At 72.8% G+C, this 19,390-nt stretch carries 18 protein-coding genes; 9 read left to right on the top strand and 9 right to left on the bottom strand.

From position 1 onward, the window contains the following. Positions 1-125: 125 nt before the first annotated feature. Positions 126-542: a helix-turn-helix domain-containing protein gene (locus tag ACWER9_RS24465; protein WP_452304031.1), complete on the bottom strand. Its 417-nt coding sequence runs from the start codon at positions 540-542 to the stop codon at positions 126-128. A gap of 248 nt (positions 543-790) precedes the next feature. Here ACWER9_RS24465 and ACWER9_RS24470 point away from each other — a divergent pair, with 248 nt between their 5' ends. After that, positions 791-1,231 (top strand): hypothetical protein, encoded by a 441-nt coding sequence (locus ACWER9_RS24470; RefSeq protein ID WP_452304032.1) that lies wholly within the window; start codon positions 791-793, stop codon positions 1,229-1,231. A gap of 55 nt (positions 1,232-1,286) precedes the next feature. On the opposite strand, the gene ACWER9_RS24475 is transcribed toward ACWER9_RS24470, so the two are convergent. Both ACWER9_RS24475 and ACWER9_RS24480 read right to left on the bottom strand, forming a co-directional pair. After that, positions 1,287-2,447 carry a class I SAM-dependent methyltransferase gene (locus tag ACWER9_RS24475; protein ID WP_452304033.1) on the bottom strand — a complete coding sequence of 387 codons (1,161 nt, stop codon included), beginning with the start codon at positions 2,445-2,447 and terminating at the stop codon, positions 1,287-1,289. An 89-nt stretch (positions 2,448-2,536) separates the two neighbouring features. Further along, the gene (locus tag ACWER9_RS24480; protein WP_452304034.1) at positions 2,537-4,207 is read right to left on the bottom strand and encodes a DEAD/DEAH box helicase; all 1,671 of its coding nucleotides are present in this window, start codon (positions 4,205-4,207) and stop codon (positions 2,537-2,539) included. Positions 4,208-4,593: 386 nt separating this feature from the next. On the opposite strand from ACWER9_RS24480, the gene ACWER9_RS24485 reads away from it, so the two are divergent. Next, positions 4,594-5,235, top strand: a complete 642-nt coding sequence (locus ACWER9_RS24485; protein WP_452304035.1) for a ferritin-like fold-containing protein — start codon at positions 4,594-4,596, stop codon at positions 5,233-5,235. A gap of 75 nt (positions 5,236-5,310) precedes the next feature. Here the strand turns inward: ACWER9_RS24485 and ACWER9_RS24490 are convergent, their stop codons facing one another. Together ACWER9_RS24490 and ACWER9_RS24495 are read right to left on the bottom strand one after the other, a co-directional pair. Continuing rightward, entirely contained in the window at positions 5,311-5,538 is a 228-nt protein-coding gene (locus ACWER9_RS24490; protein ID WP_030329796.1) for a DUF3107 domain-containing protein, read from the bottom strand. Positions 5,539-5,602: 64 nt separating this feature from the next. Further along, entirely contained in the window at positions 5,603-6,241 is a 639-nt protein-coding gene (locus ACWER9_RS24495) for a TetR/AcrR family transcriptional regulator (protein ID WP_030489514.1), read from the bottom strand. A gap of 149 nt (positions 6,242-6,390) precedes the next feature. Here ACWER9_RS24495 and ACWER9_RS24500 point away from each other — a divergent pair, with 149 nt between their 5' ends. The 6 genes from ACWER9_RS24500 to ACWER9_RS24525 all read left to right on the top strand — a co-directional run bounded on the left by ACWER9_RS24500 (position 6,391) and on the right by ACWER9_RS24525 (position 14,747). Then, positions 6,391-9,600, top strand: a complete 3,210-nt coding sequence (locus ACWER9_RS24500) for a hypothetical protein (RefSeq protein WP_452304037.1) — start codon at positions 6,391-6,393, stop codon at positions 9,598-9,600. Between the two features lie 23 nt (positions 9,601-9,623). Continuing rightward, complete coding sequence (locus tag ACWER9_RS24505) at positions 9,624-10,598, top strand: alpha/beta fold hydrolase (RefSeq protein WP_452304038.1); 975 nt, start codon at positions 9,624-9,626, stop codon at positions 10,596-10,598. A 5-nt stretch (positions 10,599-10,603) separates the two neighbouring features. Further along, entirely contained in the window at positions 10,604-11,452 is an 849-nt protein-coding gene (locus ACWER9_RS24510) for a DUF3152 domain-containing protein (RefSeq protein ID WP_452304039.1), read from the top strand. A gap of 103 nt (positions 11,453-11,555) precedes the next feature. Further along, positions 11,556-12,374, top strand: a complete 819-nt coding sequence (locus ACWER9_RS24515) for a DUF3152 domain-containing protein (protein WP_452304040.1) — start codon at positions 11,556-11,558, stop codon at positions 12,372-12,374. Between the two features lie 123 nt (positions 12,375-12,497). Next, a complete protein-coding gene (gene moeZ, locus ACWER9_RS24520) occupies positions 12,498-13,679 on the top strand; it encodes an adenylyltransferase/sulfurtransferase MoeZ (RefSeq protein WP_452304041.1) in 1,182 nt (393 codons plus the stop codon). A 231-nt stretch (positions 13,680-13,910) separates the two neighbouring features. Then, the gene (locus ACWER9_RS24525) at positions 13,911-14,747 is read left to right on the top strand and encodes a squalene--hopene cyclase (protein WP_452304042.1); all 837 of its coding nucleotides are present in this window, start codon (positions 13,911-13,913) and stop codon (positions 14,745-14,747) included. Between the two features lie 37 nt (positions 14,748-14,784). Here ACWER9_RS24525 and ACWER9_RS24530 read toward each other — a convergent pair whose 3' ends face one another. Both ACWER9_RS24530 and proB read right to left on the bottom strand, forming a co-directional pair. Continuing rightward, positions 14,785-16,026, bottom strand: a complete 1,242-nt coding sequence (locus tag ACWER9_RS24530) for a glutamate-5-semialdehyde dehydrogenase (RefSeq protein WP_452304043.1) — start codon at positions 16,024-16,026, stop codon at positions 14,785-14,787. A 10-nt stretch (positions 16,027-16,036) separates the two neighbouring features. Beyond that, on the bottom strand, positions 16,037-17,194 hold the full coding sequence (gene proB / locus ACWER9_RS24535) for a glutamate 5-kinase (protein WP_452304044.1): 1,158 nt from the start codon (positions 17,192-17,194) through the stop codon (positions 16,037-16,039). Between the two features lie 13 nt (positions 17,195-17,207). On the opposite strand from proB, the gene ACWER9_RS24540 reads away from it, so the two are divergent. After that, positions 17,208-17,522, top strand: a complete 315-nt coding sequence (locus ACWER9_RS24540) for an MGMT family protein (protein ID WP_452304045.1) — start codon at positions 17,208-17,210, stop codon at positions 17,520-17,522. Positions 17,523-17,548: 26 nt separating this feature from the next. Here the strand turns inward: ACWER9_RS24540 and ACWER9_RS24545 are convergent, their stop codons facing one another. Both ACWER9_RS24545 and ACWER9_RS24550 read right to left on the bottom strand, forming a co-directional pair. Continuing rightward, on the bottom strand, positions 17,549-18,757 hold the full coding sequence (locus tag ACWER9_RS24545) for a hypothetical protein (protein WP_452304046.1): 1,209 nt from the start codon (positions 18,755-18,757) through the stop codon (positions 17,549-17,551). After that, positions 18,750-19,298, bottom strand: a complete 549-nt coding sequence (locus ACWER9_RS24550) for a SigE family RNA polymerase sigma factor (protein ID WP_452304069.1) — start codon at positions 19,296-19,298, stop codon at positions 18,750-18,752. The genes ACWER9_RS24545 and ACWER9_RS24550 overlap by 8 nt, the downstream gene beginning before the upstream one ends. Positions 19,299-19,390 lie beyond the last annotated feature (92 nt).

Genomic DNA, 19,390 nt, shown 5'->3' on the forward strand with positions numbered 1-19,390 from the left:
GATCAAGAGGTTTGCGTCAGATTCCGCCCGTGGTTTGACGCAAACCTCTTGATCACCGCGGAGAAGCGGGCCGGACCCAGCCTCAGCCTCGGTTGAGGGGGGCCGGGTGGGGTGGGGTGGGGTGGTTAGCCGGCTCGGCGGATGGGGCGGCGGGCCAGGTAGCGGAGGAGGTCGCGGATGTGGTGCTTCTCCTCGGCGGGGACCGTGGGGTCGGCCAGCCGGTCCAGGATGGCCCGGACGTCGGCCTCGACCGGGCCGTCGTCGTGGCGTCGGCGGGGCGCGGGACCCGCGTCGGGTAGCCCCAGCGCGCGGAACGCGGCGGCGACCGGGAGGTCCAGTGCGGCGCAGAAGCCGCGCACCTTGGCCAATTCGGGATAGTCCTGCCAATCGCCGGCAAGCCAGCGGAACACGGTGGAGCGACCCACGCCCGTGTGCGAGGCAAGATCACTCACGGTCCAGCCACGTTCGTCGCGAGCGTCATCGATGGCGCGCCGGACGAAGCGGGCGAAGGCCATCTGCGGTGATACGTCGGCTGATCCCATCCCTGCGTGACTTCCCCTCCCGTCGAAGCACCGGGACGATGCGTCTTTCGAGGGTAGTACTCCTGAGGCCGGAAACAATTGACTGACCGCACAAACTGTCCCATGGACGAGACTTTTCTCTGGAACCGTGTGTGCAGAACGAAAATTGCATCGAGCGATCATCATCGTTCTTCAATTAAGCTCGGTGCCCGTCCCGACCTGACGCCTGCCGCCCGCCTCGTCCGCCCGGACCACCGCCGAGGAGCACCATGGCCGAATCGAGCCGCCCCCAGCCGTACCAGCCCGGTGCGGTGAGCCTCTTCTTCGTCGCCAAGGCCGGCGTCTTCGCCGCCGCGTTCTGGATCTGGTTGCTGATCATGGTGCTCCGCACCGACTCCGCGACAGGTCTCCAGGTGCTGGCCGCCACCGGCGCCATCACCACCACACTTGTCGCGGTCCTGCTCGGTGCCCGGATGGCGTTGCAACACAACGCGGCCATCCGGCACGCCGAGGTGAAGAAGCTGCTTGTGGACATCTCCTGGAACGCCTTCACGGCAGCCGGCAACGCCGAGGCCGGGGGCAAGGTCGTGCCGTTCCCGACCAGCGCGGGCGACGCCGACTGGCCCAGCCAGCGGTCCGGTGCCGACCGGGTGTCGGTGCGCGACCACGGTGCCAGCGAGCGCAACGGTGGTCGGGACCGCCGACGCTAGCCACATCGAGGCCAGCAGCGCCTGCGCCCGCAATACCGGCCGACCCACCCAGGTTTCAGGTGGCGGGCCCCTCCCCGGTAGCCAGCAGGGTCTCCAGCCGGGGGGTGACCCGCCACTGGTCGACCAGCTCGCGGTACTCGGCGTGCTGCGGCCCGGTCGCCGCAGCGCCGGTACGACGTGCGCGGATCAGCAGGTTACGTGGGGTGTGCTGCGAGTCCACGAACTCCACCACCTCGGCCCGGTAGCCGTGCACCCGCAACAGCCCGGCGCGCAGGGCGTCGGTGAGCACGTCGGCGAAGCGCTCCCGCAGGATGCCCTGCCGGGTCAGCAGCTCGTACGGGGCCGGGGCGGGGTGGGCGCGGAGCTGCTTCGCCAGATCGTGGTGGCAGCACGGCGCGGCAAGTACCCAGCGGGCCTCCCAGCGAACCGCGCGGGCCAGCGCCTCGTCGGTGGCGGTGTCGCAGGCGTGCAGCGCCAGCACCAGGTCCGGGGCGGGGTCGACGACGGCGTCGGCGATCGTCCCGGCCACGAAGCTGACCTGATCGGCCCAGCCGAGCCGCTGCGCCAACTCGGTGTTGCGCCGCCGCTGGTCCTCCCGGACATCCACACCGACAAGCTGGACGTCGAGGCCCCGACCCGTCAGGTAGCGGTACGCGGCGAACGTGAGGTACGCGTTGCCGCAGCCCAGGTCGACCACCCGCAGCGGTCCGGTCAGATCGTCGGGCAGGGTGGCGGCAAGGGCGCGCAGGAACGCGTCCACCTGGCGGCGTTTGGCCGCCGACCCGCCGATCTCGGCGAAGATCGGGTCGCCGGGGTCGAGCAGGTAATCCTTGGCCCGGTCGTTACCGGCGGGCGTCGCCGCCGGGCGGGACGTCGCGGCTCGGTGCACCTGCGCTTCACCGGACTTGGTCACCCGCAGCTGGAGGGTCGCCTCGGCCGTCTCGACGTGCCAGTTGCCGAACGGCTCGGCAAGCAGTTCGTCGACGGCGGCGGCCGCCTCGGTGCCGGGGGCGACATTGCGGGTGTACGGGCGAGCGCCGTCGGACGTGGTGATCTGCATTCGCGGCCCGGCCTTGAGCGTCACCGGCCGCAGTTCGGCCCGCTCGACTGTGGGGCGGCGCCCTCGGCGGCGGCCGGCGGCGACCGCCCGGGTCAGCGCGGGGTCGAGCAGCAGCGCCCGAACCTCGGTCAGGGCGGCGTCCAGTGGTTGCGGCATCGTTCCATCTTCGGCAGGTGAGGTGGGAGAAGGGAACATCCCCCGCACCGTGCGAGGCGGTGCGGGGGATGTCAGGTGTGGCTGGTACGTCAGTCCGCGGTCGCTTCGGCCGGCGTACCCGCACCGGAACCGCCACCACGGCGGCGCCGGCGGCGGCGCGGCTTGGTCGCCTCGCCGTCGGACCCGGTGGCCGGCTCTGCGGGGCCGCTGTCGGCGGAGATCACCGCGGTCGCCTCGCCCGCGACCACCTCGCCGGCGCGGCGGCGACGCCTGCGGCGGGGGGTGCGGGTGCTCTCGTCGGTGGCGTCGGCCGCAGGCGTCTCGGCCGGCGTGCCGGCGTCGGAGCGGTCACGGCGGCCCTCGCCCCGACCACGGCGCTCGCCGCGACCCTCACCGCGTCGCGAGCCCCGACCGCCGCCGTCGCCCCGGCGGGAGCGGGTCGTCCCGCCCAGGTCCTCCTCGATCTCGGCGGACAGCCCGGCCCGGGTGCGCTCGGCCGTGGGCAACGTGCCGCTGACCTCGGTCGAGATGTGCAGGTCGGTGTAGAGGTGCGGCGACGTGTGGTACGTCTCCGGCGGCTCTGGCATCTCCAGACCGAGGGTCTTGTCGATGATCCGCCAGCGCGGCATGTCGTCCCAGTCGACGAAGGTCACCGCGACGCCCGTCGCGCCGGCCCGGCCGGTACGACCGATCCGGTGGGTGTAGGTGTCCTGGTCTTCCGGGCAGTCGTAGTTGATCACGTGGGTGACGCCGGTGACGTCCAGCCCTCGGGCTGCCACGTCGGTGGCGACCAGGATGTCGATCTTGCCAGCCCGGAAGGCCCGCAGCGCCCGCTCGCGAGCACCCTGGCCGAGGTCACCGTGGACCGCGGCGACCGCGAACCCGCGGAAGTCGAGGTCCTCGGCGACCCGGTCGGCTGCCCTCTTCGTACGCGTGAAGATCATGGTCAGCCCGCGCCCCTCCGCCTGGAGGATGCGTGCCACCACCTCGACCTTGTTCATCGAGTGGGTGCGGTAGACGAGCTGCTGGGTCTGCGGCGACGGGCCGGTCTCGGCGGTGTGCCCGGCGTGGATCGTCATCGGCTGGCGCAGGAAGCGCCGCGACAGGGTGACGATCGGGTCCGGCATGGTGGCCGAGAAGAGCATCGTCTGCCGGTCTTCCGGAAGCATCGCCAGGATCTTCTCGACGTCGTCGAGGAAGCCCAGGTCGAGCATCCGGTCGGCCTCGTCGAGGACGAGCGCGTGCACCCGGTCCAGTCGGAGGTGCTTCTGCTTCTGCAGGTCCATCAACCGGCCGGGGGTGCCGACCAGGATCTCGACGCCCTTGCGCAGCGCGTCGATCTGCGGCTCGTACGCCACGCCACCGTAGATCGGCAGCACCCGGACGCCGCGCGTCCGGCCGGCTGCGGCCAGGTCCTTGGCGACCTGGATGCCCAGCTCACGGGTGGGTACGACGACAAGCGCCTGCGGCACGCCGTCGCTGCCCTCGCCCGGGGCGAAGACCCGGTCGAGCAGCGGTACGCCGAAGCCGAGGGTCTTGCCGGTGCCGGTCGGCGCCTGACCGATCAGGTCGACGCCGCGCAGCGCGATCGGGATCGCGTACTCCTGAATGGCGAAGGCGCGGGTGATGCCGGCCGAGGCCAGGGCCTCGACGGTCTCGGTACGGGCGCCGAGTGCGGCGAACGTGGGGGCCTCCGGGCGAACCGGGGCGGTGGGGGCCAGTTCCTGGCCGTCCAGCAAATCTTGAGTCAGGTCGCTCATGTGGATGTGGGGGTGCCCTCTCGTGGGTGCGCCCGTCATGTCCTCAGGGCGCGTTCGGTTTGACGCGGGCCACACGGTCGGCGGCAGATTGCCGAGCCGGACCGGGCCGCACGCGCGCCGCGGGCTGAGCTTCGATCAGATCGGCGCCCACGGCAACTGCTCCATGTTACCTGAACAGGCATGCCCTCGTCCCGATTCCCTGCCGGGCATCCGACGCGCGGGGCAAGTAATTGTGACTCATGCCACACAAGTGCCCGTGCGTCTGCTGCGTCGATCATGGAGTTGTGCTGGTGGACAAAACACCCTTTGTTTCCCTAGTCGGGCACCACAACTCCTTGATCGACCGGGGGCGGTGTGGAGGGCGGCCACGCGATAGCCTGCCGCTCGTGTCCGCCTCCGGTTCCGCGTACGCCGACCTGCTGGGCCTGGTCGCCTTCGGTGAGCTGCTCGCCTTCGAGCGGATGGCCGGTGACGCGCGGCTCGCCCCTGACCTGCACCGCCGGGCCGCGCTGAACGAGATGGCCGCAGCCGAGATCGCCAACTACCGCCGCCTCGCCGACCGGCTCGGGGCACTCGGCGTGCGGCCGGAGGAGGCGATGGCGCCCTACGTCGGGCCGTTGCAGGCGTACCACGACTCGACCGAGCCACGGGACTGGGCGGAAGTGGTCACGAAGGCGTACGTCGGCGACGCGATCACCGACGACTTCGTTCGCGAGATCGCCGATGCGCTCGAGGAGCCGGACCGGGCGCTGGTGCTCGACGTCCTGCACGACTCCCGGTACGCGGACTTCGCCGCAGAAGAGATCCGGGTGGCCGTCGCCGACGACCCCAGGGTGGCCGGCCGGCTCTCGATGTGGGCCCGGCGGCTGGTCGGCGAGGCGTTGTCCCAGGCTGGCCGCGTCGCCGCCGAGCGGGCCACCCTCACCGCGCTGATCGCGCGGGACGGCCGGGTCGACGTGCCCGGGCTGTTCGGCAGGCTCACCACCGCGCACACCGCGCGGATGGCCGCCGTCGGGCTGAACAACTGACCGACCTGTCGGTCGGGCCGGTGCCGGCCTGCGGCAGGTGGGCCTAGTGCCGACCTGCCGCGATGGCCGGACCGGTCAGCGGACGGTGAACCCGACCGCCCGGGGCGACGCCTCGGCGATCTCGACGTAGGCGACCTTCTCGACCGGAACGATGACCCGCCGGCCCTTCTCGTCGGTCAGGGAGAGCGTGCCGCCGTTGCCGGCGAAGGCGTCGGTCACGATCTGCTCGATCTCGGCCGGCGACTGCGCGCTGTCCAGAACCAGCTCGCGCGGCGCGTACTGCACGCCGATCTTGACCTCCACTGTGCCTCCTCAACTGGGGCGAAAGAACCGCCCTGCGAAGGCTATCCGATCACGGGGTCAACGGTCAGGCTGACTCACCTTGCAGCGGGAAGCTCGCGATGCCCCGCCACGACAGCGCGGCCACCAACGCCTCGGCCTCGGCCTTCGGCACCTGCCGGCCGCCCGCCAGCCAGAACTGCGCGGCCGTCTCCGCCGCGCCGACCAGCCCGGACGCGAGCAACTCGGCGTGCGCCCGGCTCACCCCGGTGTCGGAGATGATGGTGTCGGTGATCGCCGCGATGCAGCCCTGCTCGACCCGTTCCACCCGCTGCCGCACCGCCGGGTCGTTGCGCAGGTCCGATTCGAAGACGAGCCGGAAGGCTTCGCTCTCGTGGTCGACGAAGTCGAAGTACGCCCGCACCGACGCGCTGACCCGCTCCTTGTTGTCACTGGTGCCGCGCATCGCATCTTGCACCTGAGCGACGATGGCGTCACAGTGCGTGTCGAGCAGCGCCAGGTAGAGATCCATCTTCCCGGGAAAGTGTTGGTACAGCACCGGCTTCGAGACCCCGGCCCGCTCGGCGATGTCGTCCATCGCGGCGGCGTGGTAGCCCTGCGCGACGAACACCTCCTGCGCCGCAGCGAGAAGCTGCTTACGGCGCGCGGAGCGGGGCAGGCGAGTTGGCCGGCCAGCGGTCTGAGCACCGTTCCCCGCAGCGGTCATGGGATCCTCCGAGTTCTCCGTACGAGCCGGCATTTTCCCCCCAGACCGGGCGAAGCCCGTGACCTCCGTCGTGGAAATGGCCCGCCGCTGTAACTTATCGCCACTCTCGGCACACGGTAGCCTCAGCGGGGGCGACCAAGGAGCGCGCGGTGAGTGAAACAGGGCAACCCGGAGCCGCCACCCCGGGAGAGCACGGTGACGGAGCGGGTCAGCACGACGACCCGAGCCGTTCCGTCAGCGGGTGGGCACCTCCGGCGGGTGGGTGGCCCCGAGCCGCCGACCACGAGGCTGCCCGGGACGAGGCCCCGCGCTGGCAGCCAGACCCCGCGTCGGGCTGGCGAACCTCCTCGACCCGGCACGGCGATCTGCCATCGCCGCTGGTCGGGGGGTCGGGCGATCCGGAGTCACCGGCCCGCACCAACGGCCACCACGTCAACGGCACGCACCCCCCGGCCGACGTCAACGGCGTCCACCACCCCGGTCTCGAACCGCCGACGGGGCGCCCGAGCCCGGTGAGCGCCCCGCCCGGGCTGCCCGCCGAGGGTCGCCCCGGCGCGCCGAGCGACCGGCTCGTGGTGCCCGCCCAACGTCCCGCTCCACCGGCAGAGCAGGGTGCCACCGAGCCCGACGCGGGCCCCACCGTCGATCCGGCTGCCGCGCACCGTGCCCGCTGGGCCGAGCCCGGCTTACCCACCTCGGCCCCGCCGGCCGTTCAGGTGCCGCCCGTCGGCACCGCCGCGTCGGGCTTCGAGGTGCCGCCCGGCTTTCACGCGCCGACCGGCGAGCGGTTGGCCGCCGACGACAGTCCGGCCGCACCCCGCGACTGGCGGGCCCCGCTCACACCGGAGCACGCGGCGACCTCGGGGCGCACCCCGGGTCCAGCCGCGCACGCCGCCGACGGTGAGCCCGGCCGTGCCGCCGACGAACCCCGACCGGCGGACACCCATCGCGCTGGTGACACCCACCGCTCCGGAGAGTCGCACCGGGCCGGGGAGTCGCCGGCCGCCGAGCCTGACTGGTCGGGGCCCAGCTGGAACCGTCCGAGTTGGGGTGGCGGCTGGGCACCACCCTGGTCCCGCCAGGACGACGAACCGGCTGGCCCGGCAGCACGGGACGAGGCGGCGCCGGGCTGGGTCGCCGAGCCGAACCAGCCGTACGAGCCGGTGCGCGCCGAGGTACCCCGCCCGTACGAGCCGGTGCGCGCCGAGGTGCCCCGGGCGTACGAACCCACCCGGGGCGAATCCGAGCCCGCGCCGGAGCGCCCCGCCGAGCCGACAAGCGCCCCACCGGCCGATCGGCCGTCCTGGGCGGGTGGTGCGACCCCGACAAGTGGTCCGCCCGCCGACCGGCCGTCGTGGGCGGGTTCTGGGGCGAGCAGCGGGCCCCGGGCCGACCGTCCGTCCTGGGCTGGCGGGGTCGACCCGAAGCCGACAAGCGCGCCGCCGGTGCGGCCGTCCTGGGCCGGCGGCTCCGAGGCCGCGACCAGCGTGCCGCCGGTACGACCGTCCTGGGCCGGTGGGTCCGAACCACCCGCGACCGGCCCGGCGTCGGCACGGCCGTCCTGGGCCGGGGGAGCCGATCCGGTGCCGCCCAGCGCACCGCCGACGCGACCGTCCTGGGCCTCCAGCCCGTCGCCGGCGGACAAGCCGGCACCAGCCGATGCGTCACCTGCCGCACCCGCCGGCCCACCCCCGGCACCGGCCGGCCCGCCTCCGACGCTTACCGACGCGCCGCCGGCCCCGGCCGGCCCGTCCCTGGTCGCGGAGCGCTCCTCGTGGACCACCGGCTCGCCGACGGCGAGCGGTTCCCGGGCCGAGCGGCCCGACTGGGCCGAGGGTCGGATCCCGGCGAGTCCGGTCGAACGTCCGTCCTGGCCGGCGAGCCGGTCGGCAGGCATCGGTGGGGGCGACGGGGGTGAGACGCCCGGCCAGTCACGGCCCGAGGTCCGGCCGACCGCGCCGTTCCGACTCCGACCGGAGTCGCCCGAGCCGCCCGCTCCGTCACCCGCCGAGTCGCCCCAGCCGGCCGCGCCGGTCAGCGACCCGGCGTCGAAGGACACCCCGTCCTCAACGGCCGCCGCCACCAAGGGTTCCGGCCGCCGCGACCAGTCCACACCGGCGTCCCCCTCCGCGTATGCGGCGCGCCGATCCGCCCCCGACCCGACGTCGTCGTCCGACGCCGACCGGCAGTCGGCCCCGAGCGCGGTGGTGCTGCCGCAGCGCGTCCCCGCCCAACCGGACGTGCCCGTCGTGCCGGAGCCGCCAGCCGTGGACCCACCCGCCGAGACCCCGGAACTCGCCCGCATCGCCACTCACCTGTGCCGGGATGACGAGCCGGCCCCCTTGCGGGAGCGCCCCGAGGGGTTCGACGTCAACGCGATCCTGGACGCCGTCCGGGAGGTGGCGGGAGTCCGTGACGCGGCCCTGCGGCGTACGCCGGCCGGTGCGCACAGCCTTCGACTGGACCTGGCCGACGGCGCCGACCCGGCCGAGGTGAGCCGGCAGGTGGCCCGGCTTCTGCAGGAGCGGATGGGGTTGGCCGCGGCGCCACAGAACGTGCCCGGTCTGCCCACCACGCCACCTCCGCCGGTTCGCCGTCGCGCGGCCGAGACGCGATCCACCGAGCGGCGTACCCCGGCGACCCAGAACGCGGCCCTGCGCGAGCCCGGCGAGGTTCGGGCCGCCGATTCGCCGACGGTCGTCCGCCCACCCGGCAGTCGGGCCGAGACCACACCGCCCGGCCCGGAGCCGCGGCCCAGCACGGACCCGACGCGCCGCCGTCGGGCGAACACTCCGCACCGGGGTCGCGCCACAGTCGAGGAACCCGGGTCGGTGTCGGCCGCCCCGGCCGGTGCCGCGACAGGTAGCCCGGCGACGCTTGGCACCTCGTACTCAGGTGGTCAGGTGACCACGACGGAGTCGGCGCCGTCCCGGCCGCTGGAGACCGGCGGCACGCCGGGCCCCCGCGTGGTGATCGACCACGTGCAGGTCAGCACCTTCGGCCTGGACGCGAACGTCGAGGTCCGGCTGCTGGCCGGGGAGGACAGCGCCTCCGGGTACGCCACCGGCCCGGCGGTGGACGGCTACGTGCTGCGGCTCTGCGCGGTGGCGGCTGCCGCCGCGGTGGACGAGCTGCTGCGCGGCACCGAGAACGCCGAGCGGGGGCGCTGCTTCGTCGAGCACGCGGCGGTGGTGCCGTTCGGCAACTGCGAGGTGGCCACCGTGGTGGCGCTGCTGGTCTGTGAGGGCTGGGTCGAGCAGCTGGCCGGATCGGCCCTGGTCGCGGGTGACCCCCGTCAGGCGGTGGTCCGGGCGACGCTTGCGGCGGTCAACCGTCGACTGGAGGCGCTGCTGTCCTGAGTGGTCCGGGGCAGACTGGAGGGATGAGAAGCGCCGCCCTCTGGCCGGACCACCTGCTCCCCGACGACAGTGTCCCGCCGCCGTGGCCGGGCCGGGAAGTTCGCCTCGACGGCCTGGTCACGTACGTGCGGGACACCCCGGCCACCGCCGCCGGCGCGGAGCCGGCGCTGTACGTGCACGGGCTGGGCGGGTCGTCACAGAACTGGACCGACCTGGCTGGGCTGCTCGCCGACCGGCTGGACGGGCAGGCCATCGACCTGCCCGGCTTCGGCCGTAGCGAGCCGGGCCCGCGCTACACCGTTCCGGCCTTCGCCGATCTGGTGGTCCGCTGGATCGAGCACTCCGGTCGAGGTCCGGTGCACCTGTTCGGCAACTCGCTCGGCGGCACGGTGGCGGTCCAGGTCGCCGGGCTCCGGCCGGATCTCGTGCGTACCCTCACGCTGATCTCCCCGGCGCTGCCGTTCCTGGATTTCCGGCGCTCGTTGCAGGGGCGGATGCTGCCGGTGCTCGCACTTCCCGGCGGTGAACGGCTTGTCGCCCGGCACCTCACCCAGCTCCCGCCGGAGGTGATGGCCCAGCAGGTGCTGGAGGCCTGCGTCGCCGACCTCAGCCGGATCTGCGATCAGCGCCGGGCCGAGGCGTTGGAGGAGATCCGGGTGCGGTACGAGGCCGAGCACTACGCCGCCGCGTACGTCCGGACGTTCCGTGGGCTGGTCTCCAGCTTCCTGCGGTCGTACCTGCCGGGGCCGGGTTCGCTGTGGCGTCTCGCCGGGGCGGTACGCGCACCGACCCTGGTGGTGGGGGGCCTAAAGGACCGTCTGGTCGACGTGCGGGTCGCGCCGCAGACCGCCCGGGTCATTCCGGACAGCCGATTGATGATGCTCGACGGTGTCGGCCATGTGGCGCAGTTGGAGGTTCCCCGGTTGGTTGCCCGCGCGGTGGTCGCTCTGCTCGCCGAAACGGGGGAGGTCGCGGGGCGGTCCGATCTGGCAGGCTGACCTGGATGCCCAGCTCAGCCCGCCCTCCTGTGCGCCGTCGGCGACGTTTCGCGTTGCTCGCCCAGTTGGTGGCGGTGGTGGTGGCGGTCGGCGCGGCGGTGACCGTGATCGCTGAGGGGCCGGGTGGGCATCCCGGCGCCGAGCGGCTGGCCGCCGAGCAGGTCGGCTCGCCACCGCCGCTGGTGGCCGCGCCGCTGCCGCCGGAGCCTTCGCCCTCTGCCGTGCCTCCGTCCAGCCCGCCCCCGGTGTTGCGGGTGCCCGGCGCGGTGCCGAGCGCCGGCACGGGCAGCTTCGGCTACGACTCCCGCTCCGGCCCGGTGCTGGGCCGGGCGGGTGAGCTGCGGCGTTACCGGGTCGCGGTGGAGTCGGGCAGTGACGAGGACGCCGGCGAGTTCGCCCAGGCGGTTCAGACGGCGCTCGCCGGGCCGGGCAGTTGGGTCGACAGCGGCAGGCTTCGGCTTCAGCAGGTGCCCGGGGCTGCGCCTCGCGACTTCACCGTCTACCTCGCCACGGCTCGCACCGCGGGCCGGATGTGCGCTCAGGGTGGGGTGGACATCCGGATCAACGGCCGGCCGTACACGTCCTGTCGGGCACCCGGTCAGGTGATCATCAACCTGGATCGGTGGCGGCTGTCGGTGCCGCACTTCGTCTCGGCTGCCGTGCCGCTGGCGGTCTACCGGACGTACGTCGTCAATCACGAGGTGGGTCACCAGCTGGGGCATCGGCACGAGCGCTGCCCCGGTGCCGGTCGGCCGGCGCCGGTGATGATGCAGCAGACGCTCTTCCTCAACGGGTGCCGGGCCAACCCGTGGCCGTACCTGAACGGGCGTCGTCACACCGGCCCCGCCCTGTGAGCCGATCGGCTCGACACGCCGACCGTCCACCCCTCCATCAGGCGTCTTATGGCAATAGGAGCAAAATCGGAGAAATGCCCGAATAATCTGTCACGCTTGGCTCATGACGCCGTCGTCCCCTTACGGCCCGCCGCAGCCGTCCGACCCCCGGTCGGCGCTGCGGGGTGCGCGTCCCGCACTCGTTCGGATGCACCGGCGTCGTCGCCGCAGCATGCTGCTCGGCCTACTCGTGCTCGCCGCCGCAGTCGGCGTGACGGTGAGCCGGGGCGGTGAGCCGTCAAGCGAGCCTCCGGCCACCACCCAGGGTGGAATGGGCCACGGCGGTGGGGTCGCGCACCCGGCGCCCACCACCTACCCGTCGGTCGGAGCGGGCCGCTTCACCGTGGCCGACGGCGAGACATCCGTGTACGGCACGGACGGGCCGCTGCGCCGTTACCGGGTCGTCGTCGAACGCGGCGCCGGCCAGGACGCCGACGAGTTCGCCGCCAGGGTGGACGAGGTACTTGCCGACCCGCGCAGTTGGATCGCGTCCGACGAGCTGCGGGTGCAACGGGTGGCCGACGCGGGTGCCGCCGACTTCACCATCTACCTGGCCACCCCGGTCACGTCCGAGCGGATGTGCGCCGAGGGCGGGTTGACCACCGAGCGCTACACCTCCTGCCGCCTGCCCGGTCAGGTCGTCATCAACCTGGCCCGCTGGATGGAGGCGGTCCCCGACTACGGCGCATCGCTGGACACCTACCGGACCTACGTCATCAACCACGAGGTGGGCCACGAGTTCGGCGAGGACCACGAGGCGTGCCCCGGCCCGGGGGAGCCGGCCCCGGTGATGCAGCAGCAGACGTACGGCCTGCACGGCTGCGTCGCCAACGCCTGGCCGTACCTCGACGGTCGTCGCTACGCGGGGGACATCATTCCCTGATCGGACGAGTCGTCGGTTATTCCCGCTCCCGCATACCGGACCACGTGTCGTCCCTCATGGCCGAGCGGGGCTCCCGCGAGCAACAATGGCGCGGTTCACACCGCCGATCCCGGGGAGTCCACCGTGCCGTTGCCCCCGCTCGTCGAGCCCGCCGCCGAGCTGACCGTAGACGAGATCCGCCGTTACTCGCGCCACCTGATCATCCCGGACGTCGGGGTGACCGGCCAGAAGCGGCTCAAGAACGCCCGGGTGCTCTGTGTCGGCGCCGGTGGTCTCGGGTCGCCCGCCCTGATGTACCTCGCCGCAGCCGGGGTCGGCACGCTCGGCATCATCGACTTCGACACCGTCGACGAGTCCAACCTCCAGCGCCAGATCATCCACGGCGTCTCCGACATCGGCAGGTCCAAGGCCGAGTCGGCCGCCGCGTCGATCCGCGAGATCAACCCCCTGGTCAACGTGGAGATCCACAACACCGCGCTGGACCGGGAGAACGTCCGCGAGATCTTCGCCAGGTACGACCTGATCGTCGACGGCACCGACAACTTCGCCACCCGCTACATGGTCAACGACGCGGCAGTGCTGCTGGGCAAGCCGTACGTCTGGGGCTCGATCTACCGCTTCGACGGCCAGGCGTCGGTGTTCTGGGCCGAGCACGGCCCCTGCTACCGCTGCCTCTACCCGGAGCCGCCGCCGCCCGGCATGGTCCCCTCCTGCGCCGAGGGTGGCGTCCTCGGGGTGCTCTGCGCGTCGATCGGCTCGATCCAGGTGAACGAGGCGATCAAGCTGCTCGCCGGCGTCGGTGAGCCGCTCGTCGGCCGCCTGATGGTCTACGACGCCCTGGAGATGGAGTACCGCAAGATCAAGGTTCGCAAGGACCCGAACTGCGCGCTCTGCGGCGAGAACCCGACGGTCACCGACCTGCTCGAAGACTACGAGGACTTCTGCGGCGCGGTCTCCGAAGAAGCCCAGGAGGCGACCGTCGACTCGACAATCACCGCACTCGAGCTCAAGGAGTGGCAGGACGCCGGCAAGGACATCTACCTCGTCGACGTACGGGAGCCGGCCGAGTACGAGATCGTCCGCATCCCCGGCGCCACCCTGATCCCCAAGGGCGACATCATCTCCGGTGAGGCGCTCGCCAAGCTGCCGCAGGACCGGCAGATCGTGCTGCACTGCAAGTCCGGCGTCCGCTCGGCGGAGGCACTCGCCGCGCTCAAGGCGGCCGGTTTCAAGGACGCCGTACACGTGCAGGGCGGCGTGCTCTCCTGGATCAAGCAGATCGACCCGTCGCTGCCCGCGTACTGACCGGGCCGGCCGGGGCGGCCAACACCGTGCCGCCCCGGCCAACACCGTGCCGCCCCGGCCCACACCCGCACCGCCCGCTGCTGGCCCGCGCCGTCTGCCCTGGGCCGCGCCGCCGCTCTTGCAAATCGACGCAGATAACGCCGAGCAGCCCGACGGCCGGAGCGACGCAGCCAGTTCGGCCTGGCCGATTCTCTGAGGCGGCATTGCGTCTGCGCAGGTAGCGTCTCCGCCGTGGTCGACTTGGAAGCCGCGATCGGGTTCGTCGTGGCGCATGGGGACGCGGTGGACCGTGCCCGCCTCTCCTGGCTCCGCAACGGCACCGCCGTGCCCGCCGAGTTGCTGGAGACGGCCGAGGTGGGCCAGTCCGCCGACGGCGGTTGGCCGGCCACCTGGGGCGGCCCGGTCGCCTCGATCGACGCCACCTGCTTCCGGCTCGCCGAACTGGACGACCTGGGCGCGCTCGGCCGACCCGCAGCCCGGCGCGCACTTGACTGGCTGGCGTCCCGGCAGCAGGCCGACGGCGGTTGGGAAGAGGACGCGTCGCTTGCCGACTCGGCACCGGAGTGGGCCCGGCCCGGCGACCCGGAGGCCGCATTCCTCGTGTCCGCAAACGCCGGTTTCTGGCTCACCGTCGCCGGCCTGGACGCCCGGGCCTCGGGTCCGCTCGACCATCGCGTCGGTGGGGCGTACGCCGGGGTGGTGCAGGCGGCGGCCCACTCGCTCGCCGCGCGGCTGCGCCCGGACGGAAGTTGGCCGTCCTACCTCGCGGCCGGCTGGCTGAGCGCGGCCGTACTGCACCGGCAGGAGATGTTCCAGGAGTCGGCGCGGATTCAGGTGGTGCTCGCCGAGCGGATGCCGAAGATGTCCCCCGGCGACGTGGCGTGGTTGGCGGCCACGCTGCGCCGCGCCGGCGTCGACCCACAGGACTGGATCATGGTGCGGGCGCTGCGCCGGTTGGCCGAGACCCAACGCACCGACGGCGGTTGGGAGAGCGACGACGGCCACCAGTTCGACGTGCACGCCACGTTGGCCGCGATCCGGGCGGCCCGGCCCGCGCCGCCCGGCTGAGCCCGCCACGACCCGCGCCGCCTTGCGGCAAGCACCACTAGCGCACGTGGCCGTCGCCGGTTACCACGTACTTGGTGCTGGTCAGCTCGGGTAGGCCCATCGGCCCGCGGGCGTGCAGCTTCTGGGTGGAGATGCCGATCTCCGCGCCGAAGCCGAACTCGCCCCCGTCGGTGAACCGGGTCGAGGCGTTCACCATCACCGCCGCCGCGTCCACCCGTGCGACGAAGTCGCGGGCCGCGCTCGCCGAGTCGGTGAGGATCGCCTCGGTGTGCCCGGTGCCGTAGCGTCGGATGTGCGCCACCGCCTCGTCAAGCGAGTCGACCACCGCCACCGAGATGTCGGCGGACAGGTACTCGGTGGCGTAGTCCTCCTCGGTGGCCGGGACCACGGCGGCGGAGTGGGCGGCCACCTCGGGTGAGCCGTGCACGGTCACCCCCGCCTCGGCGAACGCGGCCAGCACCGGCGGCAGGAACGCGTCGGCGATGCCCGCGTGCACCAGCAGCGACTCGGCGGTGTTGCAGGTGGAGAGGCGTTGCGTCTTGGCGTTCAGCGTCACCGCGAGGGCCTTCGCGAGGTCGGCGGCGGCGTCGACGTAGACGTGGCAGTTGCCCACCCCGGTCTCGATCACCGGCACTGTCGACTCCTCGACCACGGTGCGGATCAGCGACGCGCCACCGCGCGGAATGAGCACGTCGACAAGCCCTCGGGCGCGCATCAGCTCCTTGCCCGAGTCGCGGGAGCTGGCGTCGAGCAACTGCACCGCGTCGGCGGGCAGCCCTGCCCCGGCGACCGCGTCGCGCAGCACCGCGACAAGCGCGGCATTGGAGTGCGCGGCCGACGACGAGCCGCGCAGCAGCGCCGCGTTGCCGGACTTCAGGCAGATCCCGGCGGCGTCCACAGTCACGTTGGGGCGCGCCTCGTAGATGATGCCGACCACCCCGAACGGCACCCGGATCTGGCGCAGCTCCAGGCCGTTGGGCAGAGTGGACCCGCGGACGACCTCGCCCACCGGGTCGGGCAACGCGGCCATCTCACGCAGCGCGTCGGCGATGCCTGCCACCCGCCCCGCGTCGAGCGCGAGCCGGTCGAGCACGGCCGCGCTCAGCCCGGCCTCGCGGCCGGCCGCCAGGTCTGTCTCGTTCGCGGTCAGGATCTCCGGGGTACGCGCCACGAGCGCGTCGGCCATCGCCACAAGCGCGGCGTCCTTCACCGTACGGGTGGCCGTGGCCAGGTCGGCGGCGGCGTCCCGCGCCCGACGCGCCTGCTCGACGACGCTCATCATCGACTCCTCACAGCAGCACGAGGTCGTCGCGGTGGACGACCTCTCGTTCGTACGCCGGGCCGAGCGCCGCGGCGAGTTCGGACGTGGAGCGGCCGAGCAGCCCCGGCAGCTCCACCGCGTCGTAGTTGACAAGCCCTCGGGCGACCGACGCGCCGGCGGTGTCCACCAGGTCCACCGGGTCGCCGGCGGTGAACGTGCCGTCCACGGCGGTGATGCCGGCCGGGAGCAGCGACTTGCGCCGTCCGACGACTGCGGCGACCGCGCCCGGGTCGAGGTGCAACCGCCCCCGGGGTGAGGTGGCGTGGGCCAGCCAGAACAGCCGGGCCGTCGGGCGTTGCCGCTGCGGGTGGAAGAGCGTGCCGACAGGTTCGCCGGCCAGCGCCGGCGCGGCCAGGTCGGCGGCGGTGAGCACCACCGGGATGCCGAAGCCGGTGGCGATCCGGGCCGCCTCGACCTTCGTCACCATGCCGCCGGTGCCGACGCCGGAGCGGCCGGCCCCGCCGATGGTGATGCCGGCGAGGTCCGCGTCGTCGCGGACCTCGGTGATCCGGGTCGAGTGCGGGTTGGTGGGGTCGCCGGTCCAGAGCGCGTCCACGTCGGAGAGGAGCACCAGCAGGTCGGCGTGGACCAGGGCGGCCACCAGGGCGGCCAGCCGGTCGTTGTCGCCGAACCGGATCTCCTGGGTGGCCACCGTGTCGTTCTCGTTGACGATCGGCACCGCCCGCAGGTCGAGCAGCTTGCGCAGCGTCCGGTACGCGTTGCGGTAGTGCGCTCGCCGGGTCACGTCGTCGACGGTCAGCAGCACCTGCCCGACGGTCCGGCCGTGCCGGGCGAAGCTTGTCGCGTACCTGCCGATCAACAGCCCCTGCCCGACGCTCGCGGCGGCCTGCTGGGTGGCCAGGTCGCGCGGGCGTCGGGGTAGCCCGAGTGGGGCGAGCCCGGCGGCGATGGCGCCGGACGAGACAAGCACCACCTCGCGCCCTTCGGCGGTGAGCCGACCGAGGGTGTCGACAAGCGTGTCGACGCGCTCGTCGGCCAACCCGCCGGTGGCGGTGGTCAACGAGGAGGATCCGATCTTGACGACGACCCGTCGGGCCGTCGTGACTGCGTCGCGCACCCGACCATTCTGCGTGGTCACGGCCGCACCGCCCGGCGGCGTTCCCATATGGTGGCGGATTGTGACTCCTGACGAGTACGTCGAGGCGGTGCTCGATCTGGTCGAGCGGATCCCGGAGGGCCGGGTCATGTCGTACGGCGGGGTGGCCGACGCCCTGGCCGAGCGTTCGGGTCGCACCTCGGCCCGGTTGGTCGGCAACATCATGGCGCGGCACGGTGGGTCGGTGCCCTGGCATCGGGTGGTGACCGCGAGTGGTCGACTACCGCCGGGGCACGAGCGGGAGGCGCGGGCGCGACTGCGATCCGAGGGAGTGCCGCTGCGCGGCGAGGGTGTGGACATCGCGGCGGCGGGTTGGTCACCGGACGAGGACCGGTGACCAACCCCGCCGCGCGGGTGCGTGGTTCAGAGCTTGAAGGGTAGATCGACGCTGTTGTCGTCACTGTTGAGGTCGGGCCACTCGCGATCCTGGGCATCGTGGTGGGCGACCCAGAATCCTCGGGTCTGGGCGTCGGCCCCGGGTTTGCTCGGCACGAGCTGGACGAACGTGTAGCGCCGCGACCCACCGGCCGGCACTCCGGGTAGCAGGCACGCCCAGTTGTTGGTGTCGGCCGCGTGCGTCGGGTCGCACGTCGACCAGTCCGCGCCACTGGTCTCGAAGTGGAAGCCGCGGATGGCGATCTGGGGCGCGTCGAGCGGCCCGGCGTTGGTGACCGTGAAGACGGTGGTCAGTTTGCGTCGGGCCACGGAACCGGGGACTTCGGCCAGCTCGTGGGTCATGCTCAACGTCAGGTCGGTGAGCCGGGGGTCCTTGCCGAAAGCCGTGGGGCCGTCGGTCTGATCGAATCGCTCCCCGTCCCACCGGTATGTCCGCACCTGCTCCCGCCGCAGGTACGTGGGGGTGCCGCAGCACGGCACGATGTCGGCCACCCGCACCTCGACCGACCCGTTCTCCTTGATCTCCACCGCGCGAATGTCGTCGAACCCGTCGCCGGTCCGGACCACCCTGCCGACGGTCACGATCCGACCGTCCGGGTCCCGGTCGAAGGCCACCACCTGCTTCGCCGACGTCTCGCCGTACCGGCAGGCGACGAGGGCGACGGTCTCCACGGCGCCGTCGTCGTCCAGGTCGCCGTACTCGAACGCGTCGGCTGCCAACTCCGACACGAGGGTCTGCGTCGTGCTGGCCTTGAGTCGGACCTTCGAGGTGGCGCAGCCGCCCTCCGCCGGGCCTGACGGCCAACTCGGCAGGTCGACGCGGGTGGCGAGCAGTTGGGCCCGACTGATCCGCCCGTCCGGGGGCTTCGGGGTGCCTGTGGTCGCCGCTGGCGACGGTGGCGGTGTGGGCGTCGGCGGTGCCGACGTCGGCGGGGCTGTCGGTTCGACGGACTCCGCCGGAACCGGCGGGCTCTGGTCGTCACGCAGCGCGGCGTTGGCGACGATGGGGGCCACCACCAGGACGACCGCCATGGCGACCACGGCCGCCGCTGTCATCCGGCGGCGTTGGCGGAGGAGATACCGGGCCTGGTCCGGGCCAGGGCCGGCGACCTGGTCGACCACGCCATTGCGGTACGCGGTGAGCCGCTCGCGCAGTCGCGCATCGAGGTCATCCATCGGACACCCCCTCGGTGTTCTCGTCGAGCAGCCCGGCCAGGGCCGTCCGGCCGCGGTGCAACCATGACTTCACGGTGCCCGCGGCCACCCCTTCCTGGGCGGCGATCTGACTGACGGAGAGATCGGCCAGGTAGTGCAGGACGACCGCTCGGCGATGGTTCGCCGGCAACTGCGCCAGCGCGGCGTCGATCGCCACCCGGTCGGGGGTCGGCCCGGCCACCTCGGCCTCGGCGCGTCGCTGCCGCAAGAGATGGTTGCGGGCGGTACGCAGGCGACGCCACCGGCTTCTGGCCAGGTTCCAGGCGACCTGTCGGACCCAGGCGACCGGGTCGTCGTACCGGACCAGGCGGTCCCAGCGGGCCAGCGCTCGGTAGAACGCCTCCTGGGCCAGGTCCTGTGAATGCCCCAGATCCCCGGTGTACGCACACAGTTGGGCGGTCACGCTGCGGAAGTGCGCGTGGTAGAAGTCGTCGAAGGTGATCGTCGCGACCACTTCACCGGCCGTCCGTGTCCCCGGTGGTTCATTGGCGCGGGCTCCCATCGTTGCTGTCACTGCCCCTCCCCGTTGCCGCCGGGCTGGTCTGCCCTGGGCATCGTTAACACTCCGACACAGTGATGGCGGTTGCGGGTTTG

The organism is Micromonospora sp. NPDC003944 (genome assembly GCF_053605225.1).